Annotated in this window: 13 protein-coding genes; 8 read left to right on the top strand and 5 right to left on the bottom strand. The window is 33.8% G+C overall.

Going from position 1 to position 15,944, the window contains the following annotated elements:
• Positions 1-298: 298 nt before the first annotated feature.
• Together pyrF and ACXX80_RS01290 are read left to right on the top strand one after the other, a co-directional pair.
• Positions 299-1,129 carry an orotidine-5'-phosphate decarboxylase gene (gene pyrF, locus ACXX80_RS01295; RefSeq protein WP_458551680.1) on the top strand — a complete coding sequence of 277 codons (831 nt, stop codon included), beginning with the start codon at positions 299-301 and terminating at the stop codon, positions 1,127-1,129.
• A 132-nt stretch (positions 1,130-1,261) separates the two neighbouring features.
• The gene (locus ACXX80_RS01290; RefSeq protein WP_458551679.1) at positions 1,262-2,062 is read left to right on the top strand and encodes an ABC transporter substrate-binding protein; all 801 of its coding nucleotides are present in this window, start codon (positions 1,262-1,264) and stop codon (positions 2,060-2,062) included.
• On the opposite strand, the gene ACXX80_RS01285 is transcribed toward ACXX80_RS01290, so the two are convergent.
• Positions 2,057-2,206 (bottom strand): hypothetical protein, encoded by a 150-nt coding sequence (locus tag ACXX80_RS01285; protein ID WP_458551678.1) that lies wholly within the window; start codon positions 2,204-2,206, stop codon positions 2,057-2,059. The two genes, ACXX80_RS01290 and ACXX80_RS01285, sit on opposite strands and share 6 nt — an antisense overlap.
• Positions 2,207-2,313: 107 nt before the next feature.
• On the opposite strand from ACXX80_RS01285, the gene ACXX80_RS01280 reads away from it, so the two are divergent.
• A complete protein-coding gene (locus ACXX80_RS01280) occupies positions 2,314-3,099 on the top strand; it encodes an alpha/beta fold hydrolase (protein ID WP_458551677.1) in 786 nt (261 codons plus the stop codon).
• Positions 3,100-3,353: 254 nt separating this feature from the next.
• Here ACXX80_RS01280 and purU read toward each other — a convergent pair whose 3' ends face one another.
• The gene (gene purU, locus ACXX80_RS01275) at positions 3,354-4,208 is read right to left on the bottom strand and encodes a formyltetrahydrofolate deformylase (RefSeq protein ID WP_458551676.1); all 855 of its coding nucleotides are present in this window, start codon (positions 4,206-4,208) and stop codon (positions 3,354-3,356) included.
• Between the two features lie 128 nt (positions 4,209-4,336).
• Positions 4,337-5,044: a DUF4197 domain-containing protein gene (locus ACXX80_RS01270; RefSeq protein ID WP_315206993.1), complete on the bottom strand. Its 708-nt coding sequence runs from the start codon at positions 5,042-5,044 to the stop codon at positions 4,337-4,339.
• A 320-nt stretch (positions 5,045-5,364) separates the two neighbouring features.
• On the opposite strand from ACXX80_RS01270, the gene ACXX80_RS01265 reads away from it, so the two are divergent.
• Both ACXX80_RS01265 and ACXX80_RS01260 read left to right on the top strand, forming a co-directional pair.
• Entirely contained in the window at positions 5,365-8,817 is a 3,453-nt protein-coding gene (locus tag ACXX80_RS01265; protein WP_458551675.1) for a methylmalonyl-CoA mutase family protein, read from the top strand.
• Between the two features lie 366 nt (positions 8,818-9,183).
• A complete protein-coding gene (locus ACXX80_RS01260; protein WP_458551674.1) occupies positions 9,184-10,050 on the top strand; it encodes an alpha/beta hydrolase in 867 nt (288 codons plus the stop codon).
• 102 nt (positions 10,051-10,152) lie between these two features.
• Here the strand turns inward: ACXX80_RS01260 and ACXX80_RS01255 are convergent, their stop codons facing one another.
• Positions 10,153-10,725, bottom strand: coding sequence for a DUF1543 domain-containing protein (locus ACXX80_RS01255; RefSeq protein ID WP_458551673.1), 573 nt, complete (start codon positions 10,723-10,725; stop codon positions 10,153-10,155).
• An 86-nt stretch (positions 10,726-10,811) separates the two neighbouring features.
• Here ACXX80_RS01255 and ACXX80_RS01250 point away from each other — a divergent pair, with 86 nt between their 5' ends.
• Positions 10,812-11,303, top strand: coding sequence for a hypothetical protein (locus ACXX80_RS01250; RefSeq protein ID WP_458551672.1), 492 nt, complete (start codon positions 10,812-10,814; stop codon positions 11,301-11,303).
• Positions 11,304-11,373: 70 nt separating this feature from the next.
• Here ACXX80_RS01250 and ACXX80_RS01245 read toward each other — a convergent pair whose 3' ends face one another.
• Entirely contained in the window at positions 11,374-12,321 is a 948-nt protein-coding gene (locus ACXX80_RS01245) for a TerC family protein (protein WP_458551671.1), read from the bottom strand.
• 296 nt (positions 12,322-12,617) lie between these two features.
• Between ACXX80_RS01245 and ACXX80_RS01240 the strand changes: the two genes are divergently transcribed.
• Complete coding sequence (locus ACXX80_RS01240) at positions 12,618-14,807, top strand: glutamine synthetase III family protein (protein ID WP_458551670.1); 2,190 nt, start codon at positions 12,618-12,620, stop codon at positions 14,805-14,807.
• Between the two features lie 110 nt (positions 14,808-14,917).
• Positions 14,918-15,760: an OmpA family protein gene (locus ACXX80_RS01235; RefSeq protein WP_458551669.1), complete on the top strand. Its 843-nt coding sequence runs from the start codon at positions 14,918-14,920 to the stop codon at positions 15,758-15,760.
• Positions 15,761-15,944 lie beyond the last annotated feature (184 nt).

Raw genomic sequence — 15,944 nt, 5'->3', positions numbered from 1 at the left:
ATAAAAACATTTAAAGGTTTAACAAACGTTAAAATTATGTTTTTTTTAACAATCTCAAAACCTTTTTCAATTCTGTTTTTCTCAAAAGCATCAGAATCATTTCTTTTAGTATCAACAGTTGGGAGTAATTGTTTTTTTGAAGATAATTTTCGTTCATAAATAATATAATTTTACAATTGTCATTTCGGAAATTTCAGAATACTGTATTGTAACTTCTTAATATAATTTTGAATTTTATTATCGTATTCTAACTGTTATTGATTCTATGTTTGTAATTTTGCCGCATAACTGCAAAAAAATGACTACACAACAATTGATAGATCAAATCAAAATCAAGAAATCATTCCTAACTGTGGGACTCGATGTTGATTTGAATAAAATTCCACAACATTTATTAGAATTGGAAGATCCTATTTTCGAATTCAATAAAGCGATAATTGACGCGACGCATGATTTAGCCGTAGCTTACAAACCCAACACTGCTTTTTATGAAGCCTACGGAATAAAAGGGTGGATGTCGTTACAAAAAACAATCAATTACATCAACTCAACCTATCCGGATGTTTTCACGATTGCTGATGCAAAACGTGGTGACATTGGAAACACGTCATCGATGTATGCCAAAGCTTTTTTTGAAGATTTGAATTTTGATAGTGTTACTGTTGCTCCTTATATGGGGAAAGATTCGGTAGAGCCTTTTCTAGCTTTCGAAAATAAACATACGATTATGTTGGCTTTGACTTCAAACGAAGGAGCTTTCGATTTTCAGACTTTAAACGTTGATGGAAAAGAATTGTACAAACAGGTGTTAGAAACGTCTAAATCGTGGAAAAACAGTGAAAATCTGATGTATGTTGTTGGCGCTACCAAAGCCGAATACTTTACTGAAATCCGTAAAATTGTTCCTGACAGTTTCTTGCTTGTTCCTGGAGTGGGCGCACAAGGCGGAAGTTTAGCTGAGGTTTGCAAATATGGTATGAACGACAATGTTGGATTACTGATTAATTCCTCCAGAGCGATTATTTACGCTTCAAATGGAACTGATTTTGTTGAAAAAGCAAGAGCCGAAGCGTTGAAAATGCAACAGGAAATGGCAGCAATTATGAGTTTAAAGTTTGAAAAGGTTTAAAGTGGATGAATTCTAAACCATTAAGAAATTAAGTTTCATTAAGACATACTTTAAAGCTTAATTTTCTTAATTTCTTATTGGTTAAAAAGCTGCCAATTTATGTTTTAATAATATCAACTTAAAACTTTAAACTTGAAACAAAAAATTCTAATTGATCAAATAGGAACATTTCATTCATTTGAAACGTCTCCAAAACGTATTATTTCGTTAGTTCCTTCGCAAACGGAATTGTTGTATGATTTAGGTCTCGAAGACCGAATTGTTGGGATTACCAAATTCTGTGTGCATCCGTATCATTTTAAGTCTGTTAAGAAAATCGTTGGCGGAACCAAAAAAGTGCATTACGAGAAAATCAGATTGTTGCAACCGGATATTATCATTTGTAACAAAGAGGAAAATACACAAGAAATTGTAGAAGAGCTTCGTGAAATTTGTCCAGTTTGGGTGACGAATATCATCATGATTGAAGACAATTTTCAAATGATAACCGATTTTGGTCAACTCTTTAATTGCAGAACCGAGTCTCAGAAATGGAACGATAAATTGGCTTTTGCCTTGAGCGATTTTAAAAATTTCATCAAAGATAAACCAGTTAAAAAAGCAGCGTATTTCATTTGGAAAAACCCTTTTATGGTCGCAGGTTCGGATAATTTTATCAATGAATTACTGAAACTGAACCATTTTCAGAATATTTATGACAACAAAGGGCGTTATCCAGAAATCGAACTCAAAAAAATACGTTTAGAGGGCGATCCGGATTTGGTTTTCCTTTCTTCAGAGCCGTATCCTTTCAAAGAGGAAGACGCATTCGAAATAGGAAGACACACGCATCATGCCAAAACTGTGTTTGTTGATGGCGAAATGTTTTCTTGGTATGGAAGCAGGTTGCTAAAAGCATTTGATTATTTTAAAAAAATGCATCAAAAGCTATAATGCGCATTCCTCTAAAATTAATTCTTCCTGAGCTACGGTGGTATTTATAGGTTTTTTTTCGAGTTCGAAATTAAATTTTGCAAGTATTTGGTATTCTCTTTTAAGCTTTTCTATTTCACTTTTCTCTTTCAATAATCCAATCATGGGTGTAATTTTTTTGCAAATTTACGGTATACAATTATAAAAAACACACTATTTGTTGTTAAGATTGGGATTTAAAATTAAAGTTCTATTTTTACAAAAAAAAATACGTGATTAATTATACCATATACGAAAATAAAAACAGCGATCAGTGGGTAACTTTTGTCCATGGTGCCGGCGGAAGTTCGTCTATATGGTTTAAGCAAATTCGCGATTTCAAGAAACAATATAATGTATTGCTATTGGATTTACGAGGTCACGGCGAATCAAAGCCCACTTTGAAGACAGCTTTCAAACAGAAATATACTTTTTCGGCTTTAGCCAATGATATTCTGGAAGTATTAGATTTTTTAAAAATTGGAAGATCACATTTTGTAGGTATTTCATTGGGAACAATCCTCATCAGACAATTGGCCGAAATGTATCCGGAACGAGTGCAAAGCATGATTCTGGGTGGTGCAATCCTGAAAATGAATTTTCGATCTCAAGTATTGATGCGATTGGGAAATATGTTTAAGTATGTTTTACCTTATTTGGTTTTATACAAGTTTTTTGCCTTTGTGATTATGCCTAAAAAAAGTCACAAGCAATCACGTGTCCTTTTTATAAACGAAGCCAAGAAATTATACCAAAAAGAATTTATAAAGTGGTTTAAACTCACTGCTGAAATAAATCCCGTGCTGAAATGGTTCCGCCAGGTCGAATTGAATATTCCTACGCTCTATGTGATGGGCGAGGAGGATTATATGTTTTTGCCATCAGTTAGGAAAGTTGTCGAAAATCATTATAAATCGTCAAAACTCTTTGTAATAGAAAAATGTGGACATGTTGTAAATGTGGAGCAACCTAATGCTTTTAACGATGCGGTTCTGTCATTTATAAATACAGCTAAATAAAAAATGCCTGCACTATGAATGCAGGCAATTCTTTAACTAACCAAAACCAAAATAATAAATAACCAGTTTATTACCCTGCAAAGATCACACTTAAGGAAACGTTTTGCTGTTAAGATTTTGTTATTACTTTGTTGCACATAAGTTAAGATTTTTTACACTTTTTATTCTTTATAATTAATTCTAGTTTCGAAAGATTTTATTGGTGAATGGTTGACAATATTCAGTGCAGAAACTAATTCGAAAAAGGATTTTTTTTATAAAAACACCACCGTCTTATTGTCATAAACCATTGTTTTTCTTTCAGCATGCAATTTTATGGCTCTGGCCAAAACCATGCGTTCTAGATCCCGTCCTTTCATAATAAAATCTTCTATCGAATGACTGTGTGAAACTCGGGCAATATCTTGCTCAATAATCGGACCTTCATCCAATCCTTCGGTCACATAATGACTGGTGGCACCAATGATTTTCACACCGCGTTTAAAAGCCGAATGATACGGTTTTGCGCCAGGAAATGCGGGAAGAAAGGAATGATGAATATTGATAATTTGATTTTTATATTGCGCAATCAAATTAGGAGTGATAATTTGCATGTAGCGTGCCAATACAATAAAGTCAATATTGTATTGCTTCAGTAAATCCAACTGCTTTTGCTCGCCTTCGGCTTTGATATCTTTCGTAAACGGAACATAATGAAACGGAATAGAAAAACGTTCTGCCACGCACTTTAAATCCTCATGGTTGCTGATGATCAAAGGTATTTCAAGAGGCAACTCGCCTGCGCTGTAGCGTCCTAAAATGTCATACAAACAATGATCATATTTAGAAACAAACAAAGCCATTCTTGGTTTTTCGTTTTGAGTGTACATTTCCCACGACATTTGGAACGGTGAAGCTAACTTAGCTTGAAAATCAGTTTTAATAGCTTCAATATTCCAATTTTTGGCACTGAATTCACATTCTAACCGCATGAAAAACACATTTTCATCGGCATCAACATGTTGGTCTAAATAAATAATATTACCATCAATGGATGAAATATAGTTTGTAACGGAGGCAATAATTGCTTTTTGATCTTCGCAATGGATTAGGATTGTAATTTTGTGCATTAGGGTTCTGTTTTCAGTTTTTTTCTTAGTAATTAATAATGTTCTTCAAAACTAAACGTATTTGTTTTTATAAAAAAAAAGTTGAATTTGGCTGTTTAATGTTTGAGAAAAAACAGCCAAATTTAAATCTATTTGTTATCCTGCATGGCAAAAACTTTCTGTAACAAAACAGAAGTTCTGGCACTTAGATTCGTTCTGATGTTTTTCTCTTCAACGGCAACCATTTTGAAAACACCATTCAGCGCTTGATTCGTAACGTAATCCGTCAAATCAGGATTTACTTTATTTACAAGAGGAATGCTGTTGTATTTTGTAATAATGTTGGCCCAAACTTTATCGGCACCTACTTTAGTAAACGAATTTTTAATCACAGGATTGAATTTTCCGTATAAAGCCGTAGAAGTGCTATTTTGTAAATAAGTAGTCGCCGAACTTTCATTGCCCATCAATATCGTTTTAGCATCCATAAATGTCATGTTTCTAACAGCGTCAACAAATATTGGCGTCGCTTCCTTTACCGCGTCCTCGGCAGCACGATTTAGTACTTTTAATCCTTCGTCAGCCAAAGAACTCAATCCAATTCTTCTCAAACCCGCATCTACTTTTCTCAATTCTTCCGGCAATAAAATTTTTACGGCTTCATTTCTGTAAAAACCATCGGTAGCGGTCAGTTTGGTCACTTGTTTTGAAATCCCATTATTCAGTGCTTCCTTCAATCCTCCGGCAATATCAACGCCCCCAATTCCTTGCGTTTGCGGAAATTGATTCATAACTTGTTGCATTTCGGCACAACTGGAAAGCGAAATTGCTACTGCTAAAACTAAAATTTTCTTCATCGTAATTATATTATTAGTTTACTTCATCTGTTTGCCATTTGGCATTTGTAAAAATACTACTTATTCAAAAACAAAGCCAACTATTCTTTAGGAGCACAAAATTCAGTCTTATTAATCACGATTTGTCCCGCTTTCCGCTGTATTCCCGCTAAATAAAAACTACGGCTAAAAAAAAGCCTTGTTTTTCTAAATCGGGAGATGCCGCTTCAATCGGGGCTAAATAACAAAATTCTTCCTTATTTATTAACAACGAGCGGCAACATCAAATAATTTTTAAAATAAAATTGTAAATTGCAGGCTTAAATTATCATATTCATAAAATGGAACAACAAAAACCATATATCCCTAACAATAAAGTAAGAATTGTAACCGCAGCAGCTCTTTTTGACGGTCACGATGCCGCAATCAACATTATGCGTAGAATTATTCAATCTACAGGTGTTGAGGTAATCCATTTAGGCCACGACCGTAGTGTGGAAGAAGTAGTCAATACCGCGATTCAAGAAGATGCCAATGCCATTGCGATAACTTCTTATCAAGGAGGACATAACGAATATTTCAAATACATGTACGACTTGCTTCAGGAAAAAGGAGCGGGCCAAATCAAGATATTTGGTGGTGGTGGCGGTGTAATCCTGCCTTCAGAAATTGCTGAATTGCAAGCGTACGGAATCACCAGAATTTATGCTCCAGATGACGGACGTGCGATGGGGTTACAAGGAATGATAAACGATTTAGTGCAAAAATCGGATTACGCTATTGGCGATAAACTGACGGACGAAATCAATCATTTGGAAGAAAAAAATCCAAAATCAATTGCCAGAATTATTTCATCAGCAGAAAATTTCCCTGATGTAGCGGCTAAAACTTTGGAGGCCATCCAAAAAAAGAATGAAAATAGCACGATTCCGGTTCTTGGAATTACAGGAACAGGCGGAGCAGGAAAATCATCTTTGGTGGATGAATTAGTACGTCGTTTTCTAATTGATTTCCCAGAAAAAACTATCGGATTAATATCAGTAGATCCATCTAAACGCAAAACGGGTGGAGCACTTTTAGGAGATAGAATCCGAATGAATGCGATCAATAATCCTCGTGTTTACATGCGCTCATTGGCTACACGTCAATCCAATTTGGCTTTATCTAAATATGTTGCTGATGCTATCCAAGTAATTAAAGCGGCAAATTATGATATTATAATTCTGGAAACTTCTGGAATCGGGCAATCCGATACGGAAATCATGGATCACTCTGATGTTTCTTTATATGTTATGACACCTGAATTTGGTGCTGCAACCCAATTGGAAAAAATCGATATGCTTGATTTTGCTGACTTGGTAGCAATAAACAAATTCGACAAACGCGGTTCTCTTGATGCTTTGAGAGACGTGAAAAAACAGTACCAACGCAACCATAATTTATGGGATGCTAATTTAGATACACTTCCTGTTTTCGGGACGATTGCTTCGCAGTTCAACGATCCTGGAATGAATACGCTGTACAAAGCGATTATGGATAAAGTCCATGAAAAAACAAATTCTGATTTGAAATCAACGTTTCAAATCACGCGTGAAATGAGCGAGAAGATTTTCGTTATTCCGCCACACAGAACTCGTTATTTATCTGAAATTGCTGAAAGTAACCGTAAATATGATGTTACTGCGGTAAGCCAAGAACAAGTTGCTCAAAAATTATACGGAATTTTCAAAACGATTGAAACAGTAGCTAAAAAAACGCCTGAGTTAAACAAAGCAGGAATCAATGATGATTCGGTTTTGCCAAATGCTTTGGAATCTGAAAAACCAGGTGCTGCTGAGGACAAAATATTTTTGAATCTTTTACTAAATCAATTCGATAAAGTAAAAATGGATTTGGATCCATACAATTGGGAAATCATTTTGACTTGGGACGAAAAAGTAAACAAGTACAAAAATCCCGTTTATACGTTCAAAGTTCGTGACAGAGAAATAAAAATGGCTACGCATACAGAGTCGCTTTCACATTCTCAAATTCCAAAAATCGCACTACCAAAGTACAAAGCTTGGGGTGATATTTTACGCTGGTGTTTGCAGGAAAATGTTCCTGGAGAATTTCCTTTCACTGCAGGTTTGTATCCTTTCAAGCGTGAAGGAGAAGATCCTTCTCGAATGTTTGCTGGAGAAGGCGGACCGGAAAGAACCAACAAACGTTTTCATTATGTAAGCGCAGGTTTGCCTGCAAAACGATTGTCAACTGCTTTTGATAGCGTTACTTTATACGGAAATGATCCACATGTTCGTCCTGATATTTATGGGAAAATCGGTAATGCCGGAGTTTCTATCTGTTGTTTGGATGATGCTAAAAAACTATATTCTGGTTTCGATTTAGTTCATGCGATGACTTCGGTGAGTATGACCATTAATGGACCGGCACCAATGTTATTAGGCTTTTTCATGAATGCGGCGATTGACCAACAATGTGAGTTTTACATCAAAGAAAATGGTCTTGAAAAAGAAGTTGAAGCAAAAATCAACAAAATATACGCAGCTAAAGGAGTCGAAAGACCGCATTATCAAGGGGATTTACCGGAAGGAAATAACGGTTTAGGATTGATGCTTTTAGGCGTTACCGGAGATCAGGTTTTACCTTTGGAGGTGTATGACGAAATTAAAGCAAGAACCTTATCTCAAGTTCGTGGAACGGTTCAAGCTGATATTTTGAAAGAAGACCAAGCACAAAATACTTGTATTTTCTCTACTGAATTTGCGTTGCGATTGATGGGTGACGTACAGGAATATTTCATTACAAAGAATGTTAGAAACTTCTATTCGGTTTCTATTTCAGGATATCACATTGCCGAAGCGGGAGCAAATCCAATTACACAATTGGCATTTACACTTTCAAATGGTTTCACGTATGTGGAATATTATTTGAGTCGTGGAATGAACATCAATGATTTTGGACCAAATTTATCTTTCTTCTTTTCAAATGGAGTAGATCCTGAATATGCCGTTATTGGTCGTGTAGCGCGTAAAATTTGGGCGAAAGCCATGAAAAACAAGTACGGTGCTAATGAACGTGCGCAAATGTTGAAATACCATATTCAGACATCAGGTCGTTCTTTGCACGCACAGGAAATTGATTTCAATGATATTCGTACGACTTTGCAAGCGTTGTATGCTATTTATGACAACTGTAATTCATTGCATACTAATGCTTATGACGAAGCAATCACAACGCCGACGGAAGAGTCAGTGCGTCGTGCCATGGCAATTCAGTTGATTATCAATAAAGAATTAGGTTTGGCTAAAAATGAAAACCCAATTCAAGGTGCTTTCATCATCGAAGAATTGACAGATTTAGTAGAAGCAGCAGTTCTACAGGAATTCGACAGAATTACCGAACGTGGCGGAGTGCTTGGCGCTATGGAAACGATGTACCAAAGAAGTAAAATTCAGGAAGAAAGTTTGTACTATGAAACTTTGAAACATACGGGTGAATTCCCAATTATTGGAGTGAATACGTTCTTGAGTTCCAAAGGTTCTCCAACGGTGATTCCAGCGGAAGTAATTCGTGCTACGGAAGAAGAAAAACAATACCAAATTGATATGTTGAACCATTTGCACCAGTCCAATCAGGATTTAGTGAATGCGCATTTGAATACGCTTCAAGAAGCTGCCATTAAAAACGAAAACTTATTCGAACATTTAATGGAAGCAACGAAGGTTTGTTCTTTGGGACAAATCACATCTGCTTTGTTTGAAGTGGGTGGGCAGTACAGAAGAAATATGTAAACTACATTTATAGTAATAGATTTTATAAAAGACCTTTCAGTGATGAGAGGTCTTTTTGTTTGTATGAATTACAGGTCAAACGCATTAAAATAAGTTGAAGTTTAAACCACATAAAAACATAGTGTTTATTCCTGAAAAAATAAATTTTGACGATGATAAGAGTTCACAATAGAAAAAAAAAGCATTGGCTTTTTTTCTATGTCACCTAAATTTCGACTGTTCGGAACCCATTTAAATCAAAAATTAATTTCTATGTTTCTATGTGGTTCAATTTTCAATACGTTTGATCTGATATGAATTGCCGTATCTTAATTTTATTTATCCTAAATCAGTATATTTACATTTCACCTTAAAAAATAATGTAGTATGAAAAAACTTCAAATTGTATTCTTATTTTTTCTTTTCGGGCATGTTGCCGATTCTTATGCTGCAAAAGCCGATACGTTGCAAATTCCTAGTATGGCAATGAATAAAACCTATAAAGCTGCGGTAGTTTTACCAAGTTCTTATGCGAAAAGTAAAGCTAATTATCCAGTGCTTTATCTCTTGCATGGCGCATATGGTCATTTTAATGATTGGTTGTCTAAAACTCCGGATAAGAATTTATTACACAATTTAGCTGATCAGTATAATATTATAATTGTAATGCCGGAAGGTGAAACATTCAGTTTTTATCTGGATAGTCCTGTGAATAAAGGAAGCCAGTTTGAAACTTATATTACTAAAGAAGTTATTGAGAAAGTAGATAATACCTATCGAACCATAAATGATAGGAAAGGACGTGTAATCACTGGGCTTTCCATGGGAGGCCACGGAGCATTGTATCTTTCGACAAAACACCCAGAACTATTTTGTGCTGCAGGAAGTATGAGTGGAGCAGTAGATATGGGAAGCATGATAAATCCGGAATCTAAGGAAAGAGTTACTAAATTGATGGAGCCAGTTTTTGGAATCGAAGGTGCGCCTCAGGAAGTTTACGCCTCTAATGCGGTTTTGAATATGGTGGACAAAATAAAAAGCAACAAACTGGAATTGATTATAGATTGTGGAGTAGATGATTTTTTGATTGAATCTAATAGAGAATTACACCGAAGACTTGTTTATAATAAAGTTGCTCACGATTACACGGAACGGCCAGGAGCGCATACCTGGGAATATTGGGAAAATGCGTTGCCTTCACATATTTTGTTTTTTAGTAAAATCTTAAAAAATAATACTCTATTGGTGAAATAGTTTTTATTTTCTTTAAAAATTTCAAAAGGCCTTTCATATCACAGTATTGGAAGGCCTTTTTTATTATGATTCAGTCACAAAAAAAGAGTAACAGCGATTGATTTAATCTTTGATTTTTTTCAATTTTAAATAGCCTATATGTAATTGGTTTTGCTCTAATTGTATTTCTGACTTTGTGATTTTTAACGAATATAAAGCTTTGAAATGTGCTGGCAGCATATCTACTACATTGTAAATATCATCTACATCAATTCCGTATTGATCGTCAATATGCGAAGGTGCTTCTTTGAAACCACAATGTTTGTAAAAGGCAGTTTTTTTTGATTTTTTTAATGCTAATGCTAAACTAGCAGCAACTGTAATCATTTTATAATGGTATTCTTCAAATTCATTTTGTTTATAACCTCCTAAATTGATGAAAAATAATTGTTCAGGGGGAACTTGTGTTTCCATATTTTTTGGAACAATTTCAATAGCGAAGTCATCAACGACAGAAACTTCTCGCCACACATCAATATGAATTTGACCTTTGGCTTCTGGCCAAAAAAGATTGATATGAGGAATTAATTCTTTTAAGGAATTACCAATTCCAAAAAAAATATCATGCTGTTCTGTAAACCGTCCTTCTGGTACACAGCCTAGCATTATCATGTATAATTTAAGTTTCTTTTCCATAATTCAAAAGTACATTATTCTTTACAATAAAGTTTGGCACAATTCATGAATAGAGTCTTTTATCTAAATTATAAAAACGAAATCGAATGAAAAAAATTACCTTATTTTTAGTTTTCATCGGGATGATGGCACTACAAAGTTGTGAAGTAACAGAAGTATATGATGATGCCCCAAGAAATGAAGTGTTTGAAGTTACGACTTCATTCAATTCCAATAATAACTATAGTAGATTGGTCGTATTTGATCCGCCTATTTATTCCTCGGATTCTGTTTTAGTATATCATTTATACGATACAGTAAATGGTCAGGATGTTTGGAAGTTAATGCCTCAAACGTATTACTTTAATGATGGAGGAGCGCTAGATTTCAATTTTGATTATTCTAGATTTAATGTGGATATCTATCTTTCGGCAAATTTTAATCTTAATACATTGCCTGCAAGTTGGACTCAAAACCAAACTTTTAGAATAGTTATAATACCAGATGGTTTTGCTAAAACAATTAATAAAAATAATATTGATTCTGTAATGTCTGCATTGAAAGTTGATGGGAGTGATGTTAAGAAAATTGATTTGTAAAGTATACTTTCTATAAATAAAAAAAGGAAATCGTGAGATTTCCTTTTTTTATTGCTTGTACTTTTTAGTTTTAAACCATTTCTTTACTGCTCTTTCTAAGCGATGCAACAATTCCTGCGATAAGTGAAAGGGCTATAAAAGCTAGTGATACCCATTCAGGTAATTTAAGATAATCATGGAGTAGCATTTTAACACCTACAAAAGTCAAGATGGCGATAAGACTGTACTCCAAATGAGCAAATTTGTCTAGCATGTGAGCCAGAAAGAAATACATAGAACGCAATCCTAAAATAGCAAAGATATTAGAACTAAAAACTAAAAAAGGATCGCTTGTTATGGCTAAAATTGCAGGAACACTATCAATCGCAAAAACGACATCCATAACTTCAATCACGATTAGCGCTACAAATAGAGGAGTCGCAGCCGTAATATGTCTTCTTTTTACAAAGAAATGCTCTCCATCGATGTGATTAGAAATTGGCATGACTTTTTTTAGCGCTTTATAAATGAATGATTTTTTAGGTTCAAATTTTTCATCTTCACCACTGAAAAGCATTTTCATGGCGGTGTAAATTAAAAAACCTCCAAAAATATACGTCATCCATGAAAATTTGTTAATAAGCAAAACACCAAAATAGATCATTAAACCTCTAAACACTATAGCGCCGAGAATTCCCCAAAATAGCACGCGATGTTGGTATTTTTGTGGTATTTTAAAGGCTGAAAAAATAATAGCGATTACAAAAATATTATCTATACTAAGGGATAATTCTATTAAATAGCCTGTGATGAATTTTATTGACGCATCCGCAGGTTTCAAAGTGTCTGGATTTGCAATGTAATTCGTGGTGTAAAGCCAATAGACTACTCCAGAAAACATAAAAGATAAAGCTACCCAAATAGCAGTCCATTTACCAGCTTCTTTTGAACTTATAATATGTGGTGTTTTGTTGAAAACTCCTAAATCGAGTGCAAGAAATATTAAAACAGCTGTTAAAAAGGAAATCCAGACAATCATATCTATAATTTTTAAAGTTATGCAAAGATACTTTATGAATTTTTAACTTCCATAAATATTTTAATCTAAAGTTCATTTACATCGTAATTGCTGTTTTATTTTTTTTTGGTGAAAACAGCAGTTAAAAAAAATAGAGTCGCTAAAATTATTATGTTGTTATTATTAGACGTCTTTTTTAAGAATTTGATAAATTTAATGAATTGCCCATAAAAAATAGAGGTAAAATTTCATGAAAGTAATAATTGAATTATATTTGCATCAAAATATTAGGGGTTTAATCTATAAAATAATTTTTTATGTCAACATTACGTTTTCAAGCTTTGAGAGAAGCATCAAACAGAAAGCCTGTTCAATTTGAAGAAACCGATAGAAAATCAACTATTTTTGGTTCGAATGTGTTTAATGATAAAGCAATGAAGCAATATTTGACTTCAGATGCTTTTAAAGGAGTACAAGGTGCTGTTCAGCATGGAACTAAAATAGACAGAAAATTAGCTGATTATATTGCAATGGGTATGAAAGAGTGGGCTCTGTCAAAAGGAGTAACTCATTATACTCACTGGTTTCAGCCACTTACAGGGACTACTGCTGAAAAACATGATGCTTTCTTTGAAACTTCATATGATGGTAGCGATTCGGTAGAAAAATTTGGAGGTGCTCAATTAGTACAACAAGAACCGGATGCATCTAGTTTCCCAAACGGTGGAATTAGAAATACATTTGAAGCAAGAGGATATACCGCTTGGGATCCAACATCTCCAGCATTCATTTTTGGAACTACTTTATGTATTCCAACCGTTTTTATTTCTTACACAGGAGAAGCTTTAGATTATAAAACACCTTTGTTGAGAGCTTTAACCGTTATGGACGACGCGGCAACCGAAGTGTGTAAATATTTTGATAAAAATGTTAAAAAAGTTACGGCAACCTTAGGATGGGAGCAAGAATATTTCTTGATCGACAGATCCTTGGCAGATTCTCGCCCTGACCTTATGATGACAGGAAGAACTTTGCTTGGCCATACCTCTGCAAAAGGACAACAATTGGATGATCATTACTTTGGTTCTATCCCAACACGTGCTTTAACCTATATGAGAGATTTAGAGCAAGAATGTATGTTGTTAGGAATTCCGGTTAAAACACGTCATAATGAAGTAGCTCCAAATCAATTTGAATTGGCACCTATTTTTGAAGAGACAAACTTAGCGGTTGACCACAACTGTTTGTTAATGGATGTAATGCAAAAAGTGGCGGAACGTCATGATTTGAAAGTGTTATTCCATGAAAAACCGTTCAAAGGAGTTAATGGTTCAGGAAAACACAATAACTGGTCATTAGCAACTGATACAGGAGTAAACTTGTTGAGTCCAAGTAAAACGCCTATGAGCAATTTACAGTTCTTGACTTTCTTTATTAATACAATTAAAGCTGTGAATGATTATGAAGCATTATTAAGAGGAGCTATTGCTTCTGCAAGTAATGACCATAGATTAGGTGCAAATGAAGCGCCACCGGCAATTATATCTGTATTTATTGGTGAGCAATTAACTAAAGTTCTAGCGGAATTAGAAGGCGTAACTGCAGGAAAATTATCTCCAGAAGAAAAAACAGATTTAAAATTAAATGTGGTAGGTAAAATTCCAGATGTACTTTTGGATAATACAGACAGAAACAGAACTTCGCCATTTGCTTTTACAGGAAATAAATTTGAGTTCAGAGCCGTAGGTTCTACTGCAAACTGTTCTAATGCAATGACTACTTTGAATGCGATTGTTGCAAAACAATTGAGAGATTTCAAAAAAGAAGTTGATAGCTTAATTGAATCTAAAGACATGAAGAAAGATGATGCTATCTTTAATGTATTGAGAGAATATATCAAAGTTTCTAAAAATATTCTTTTCGAAGGAGACGGTTACAGCGAAGCTTGGGAAATCGAAGCAGAAAAAAGAGGTTTAAGTAACTTCAAAACAACGCCACAAGCATTAAAAGCGAGAGCTTCAAAACAAGCTTTAGATTTGTTTTCTGAATTGGGTATAATGAACCACATTGAAGTGGAAGCGCGTTACGAAATTGAATTGGAAGAGTACACTAAGAAAATTCAAATTGAAGGTAGAGTTTTAGGTGATATTTCTAAAAATCACGTAATTCCTACTGCTATTCGTTACCAAAATACTTTAATTGAAAATGTTAAAGGTTTGAAAGATATTTTTGGAGCTGAATTTGAATCGATTGCTAAAGAACAAATCATTTTAATTAGAGAAATTTCGGGTCATATCGAAGGAATCAATTCTAAAGTTGAAGCGATGACAAACGAAAGAAAGAAAGCAAATATTTTGACTGATGCCCAAGAAATGGCGGAAGCATATTGCGATTCAGTAAAACCATATTTTGAAATTATCCGTGAACATTGTGATAAACTTGAGTTATTGGTAGATAACGAACTTTGGACATTGACTAAATACAGAGAATTGTTGTTTACAAAATAAACATAATATCTCTAAAATATTAGACCCGATAGATTTCAAAACCTATCGGGTTTTTTTATACTATTTTTTTTATTTGTGCGTTATTTTGAAATAATGGTTAATCGTTTTACATGAAAATAAGACTTTTTTTGATTTTCTTTTTAAACATAATTACTTTGTCTTCCCAAAGTAAACTTGTATTGTTTTTTGATTTTAACCAAGATATAATTAATGAAAAATCACAACACGATTTTTGCAAATGGTTAGAACATTCAAAAGGCAAAGAAATTTTAAAGATTCAAGGTTTTTGTGACAGTATCGATTCCAATTCTTATAACAAGGAATTATCTTTTAGAAGAGCTAATAATGTACTCGCTCTTTTAGAATTCAATAAAGTCCATCTAAGTGAAAAACTTGAATTATACGGTTTGGGAGAAGACTTTCAACAGTTAAAAAATCAAAGTGATAACCGAAAAGTTTTTGTTTATTATCAAGATAAGATTTTTGTCAATAAAAAAATGGATGATGAGAATTTAGTTTTTCAAAATACCCCAGAGAAAGAAGTTCCAGTTAATAAAACGAAGAATACGATTTCTCTAGTTGAAAAAGTGAATAAAGCTAAAGTAGGAGATTTAATTAAACTTGAAAACTTAAATTTTTATTTTAATTCAGAAAAAATAATTGTCGAGTCAGAACCAATTCTTTCAGATCTTCTTCAGGTTTTAAAAATGAATCCTCAATTGAAAATCAATATATACGGACATATTTGTTGCAATGATAATCCAAATGACTTAAAGCTTTCCTACAGAAGATCAAAGTTTGTATTTGATTATTTAATAAGAAACGGGATTGCAACTTCAAGATTGGGTCATAAAGGATTTGGAAGCAGTAAACCTATATATGCTTTGCCGGAAAAAAATGAAGCGGAACGAATTGCTAATAGAAGAGTCGAAATTCTAGTTGTTAAAAAATAAGATAATGCTTTAGAATATTTGCAAATACTTTTTTGTAGAAAATGTCTTTCCTTTTGGAAAGGCATTTTTTTTTTTGAAAATTTCATAAAACAAAATAGAAAGATTGGTATAGTTGATAAACAGTATTAATTTTTTGGTTTTATTTTTTAAGTCATTACAATTGTGCAGATATGAAGAAGGTTTA

This window comes from Flavobacterium sp. GNP002 (genome assembly GCF_054343795.1).
Note: the sequence above shows the minus strand (reverse complement) of the source record. Positions and strands in the feature narration are given on the sequence as shown.

Coding starts and splice junctions, on each gene's coding strand:
- ACXX80_RS01240 (WP_458551670.1), top strand. CDS start 12,618: ATGTCAACATTACGTTTTCAAGCTTTGAGAGAAGCATCAAACAGAAAG.
- ACXX80_RS01250 (WP_458551672.1), top strand. CDS start 10,812: ATGAAAAAAATTACCTTATTTTTAGTTTTCATCGGGATGATGGCACTA.
- ACXX80_RS01285 (WP_458551678.1), bottom strand. CDS start 2,206: ATGATTGGATTATTGAAAGAGAAAAGTGAAATAGAAAAGCTTAAAAGA.
- ACXX80_RS01270 (WP_315206993.1), bottom strand. CDS start 5,044: ATGAAGAAAATTTTAGTTTTAGCAGTAGCAATTTCGCTTTCCAGTTGT.
- ACXX80_RS01260 (WP_458551674.1), top strand. CDS start 9,184: ATGAAAAAACTTCAAATTGTATTCTTATTTTTTCTTTTCGGGCATGTT.
- purU (WP_458551676.1), bottom strand. CDS start 4,208: ATGCACAAAATTACAATCCTAATCCATTGCGAAGATCAAAAAGCAATT.
- ACXX80_RS01255 (WP_458551673.1), bottom strand. CDS start 10,725: ATGGAAAAGAAACTTAAATTATACATGATAATGCTAGGCTGTGTACCA.
- pyrF (WP_458551680.1), top strand. CDS start 299: ATGACTACACAACAATTGATAGATCAAATCAAAATCAAGAAATCATTC.
- ACXX80_RS01245 (WP_458551671.1), bottom strand. CDS start 12,321: ATGATTGTCTGGATTTCCTTTTTAACAGCTGTTTTAATATTTCTTGCA.
- ACXX80_RS01235 (WP_458551669.1), top strand. CDS start 14,918: ATGAAAATAAGACTTTTTTTGATTTTCTTTTTAAACATAATTACTTTG.
- ACXX80_RS01265 (WP_458551675.1), top strand. CDS start 5,365: ATGGAACAACAAAAACCATATATCCCTAACAATAAAGTAAGAATTGTA.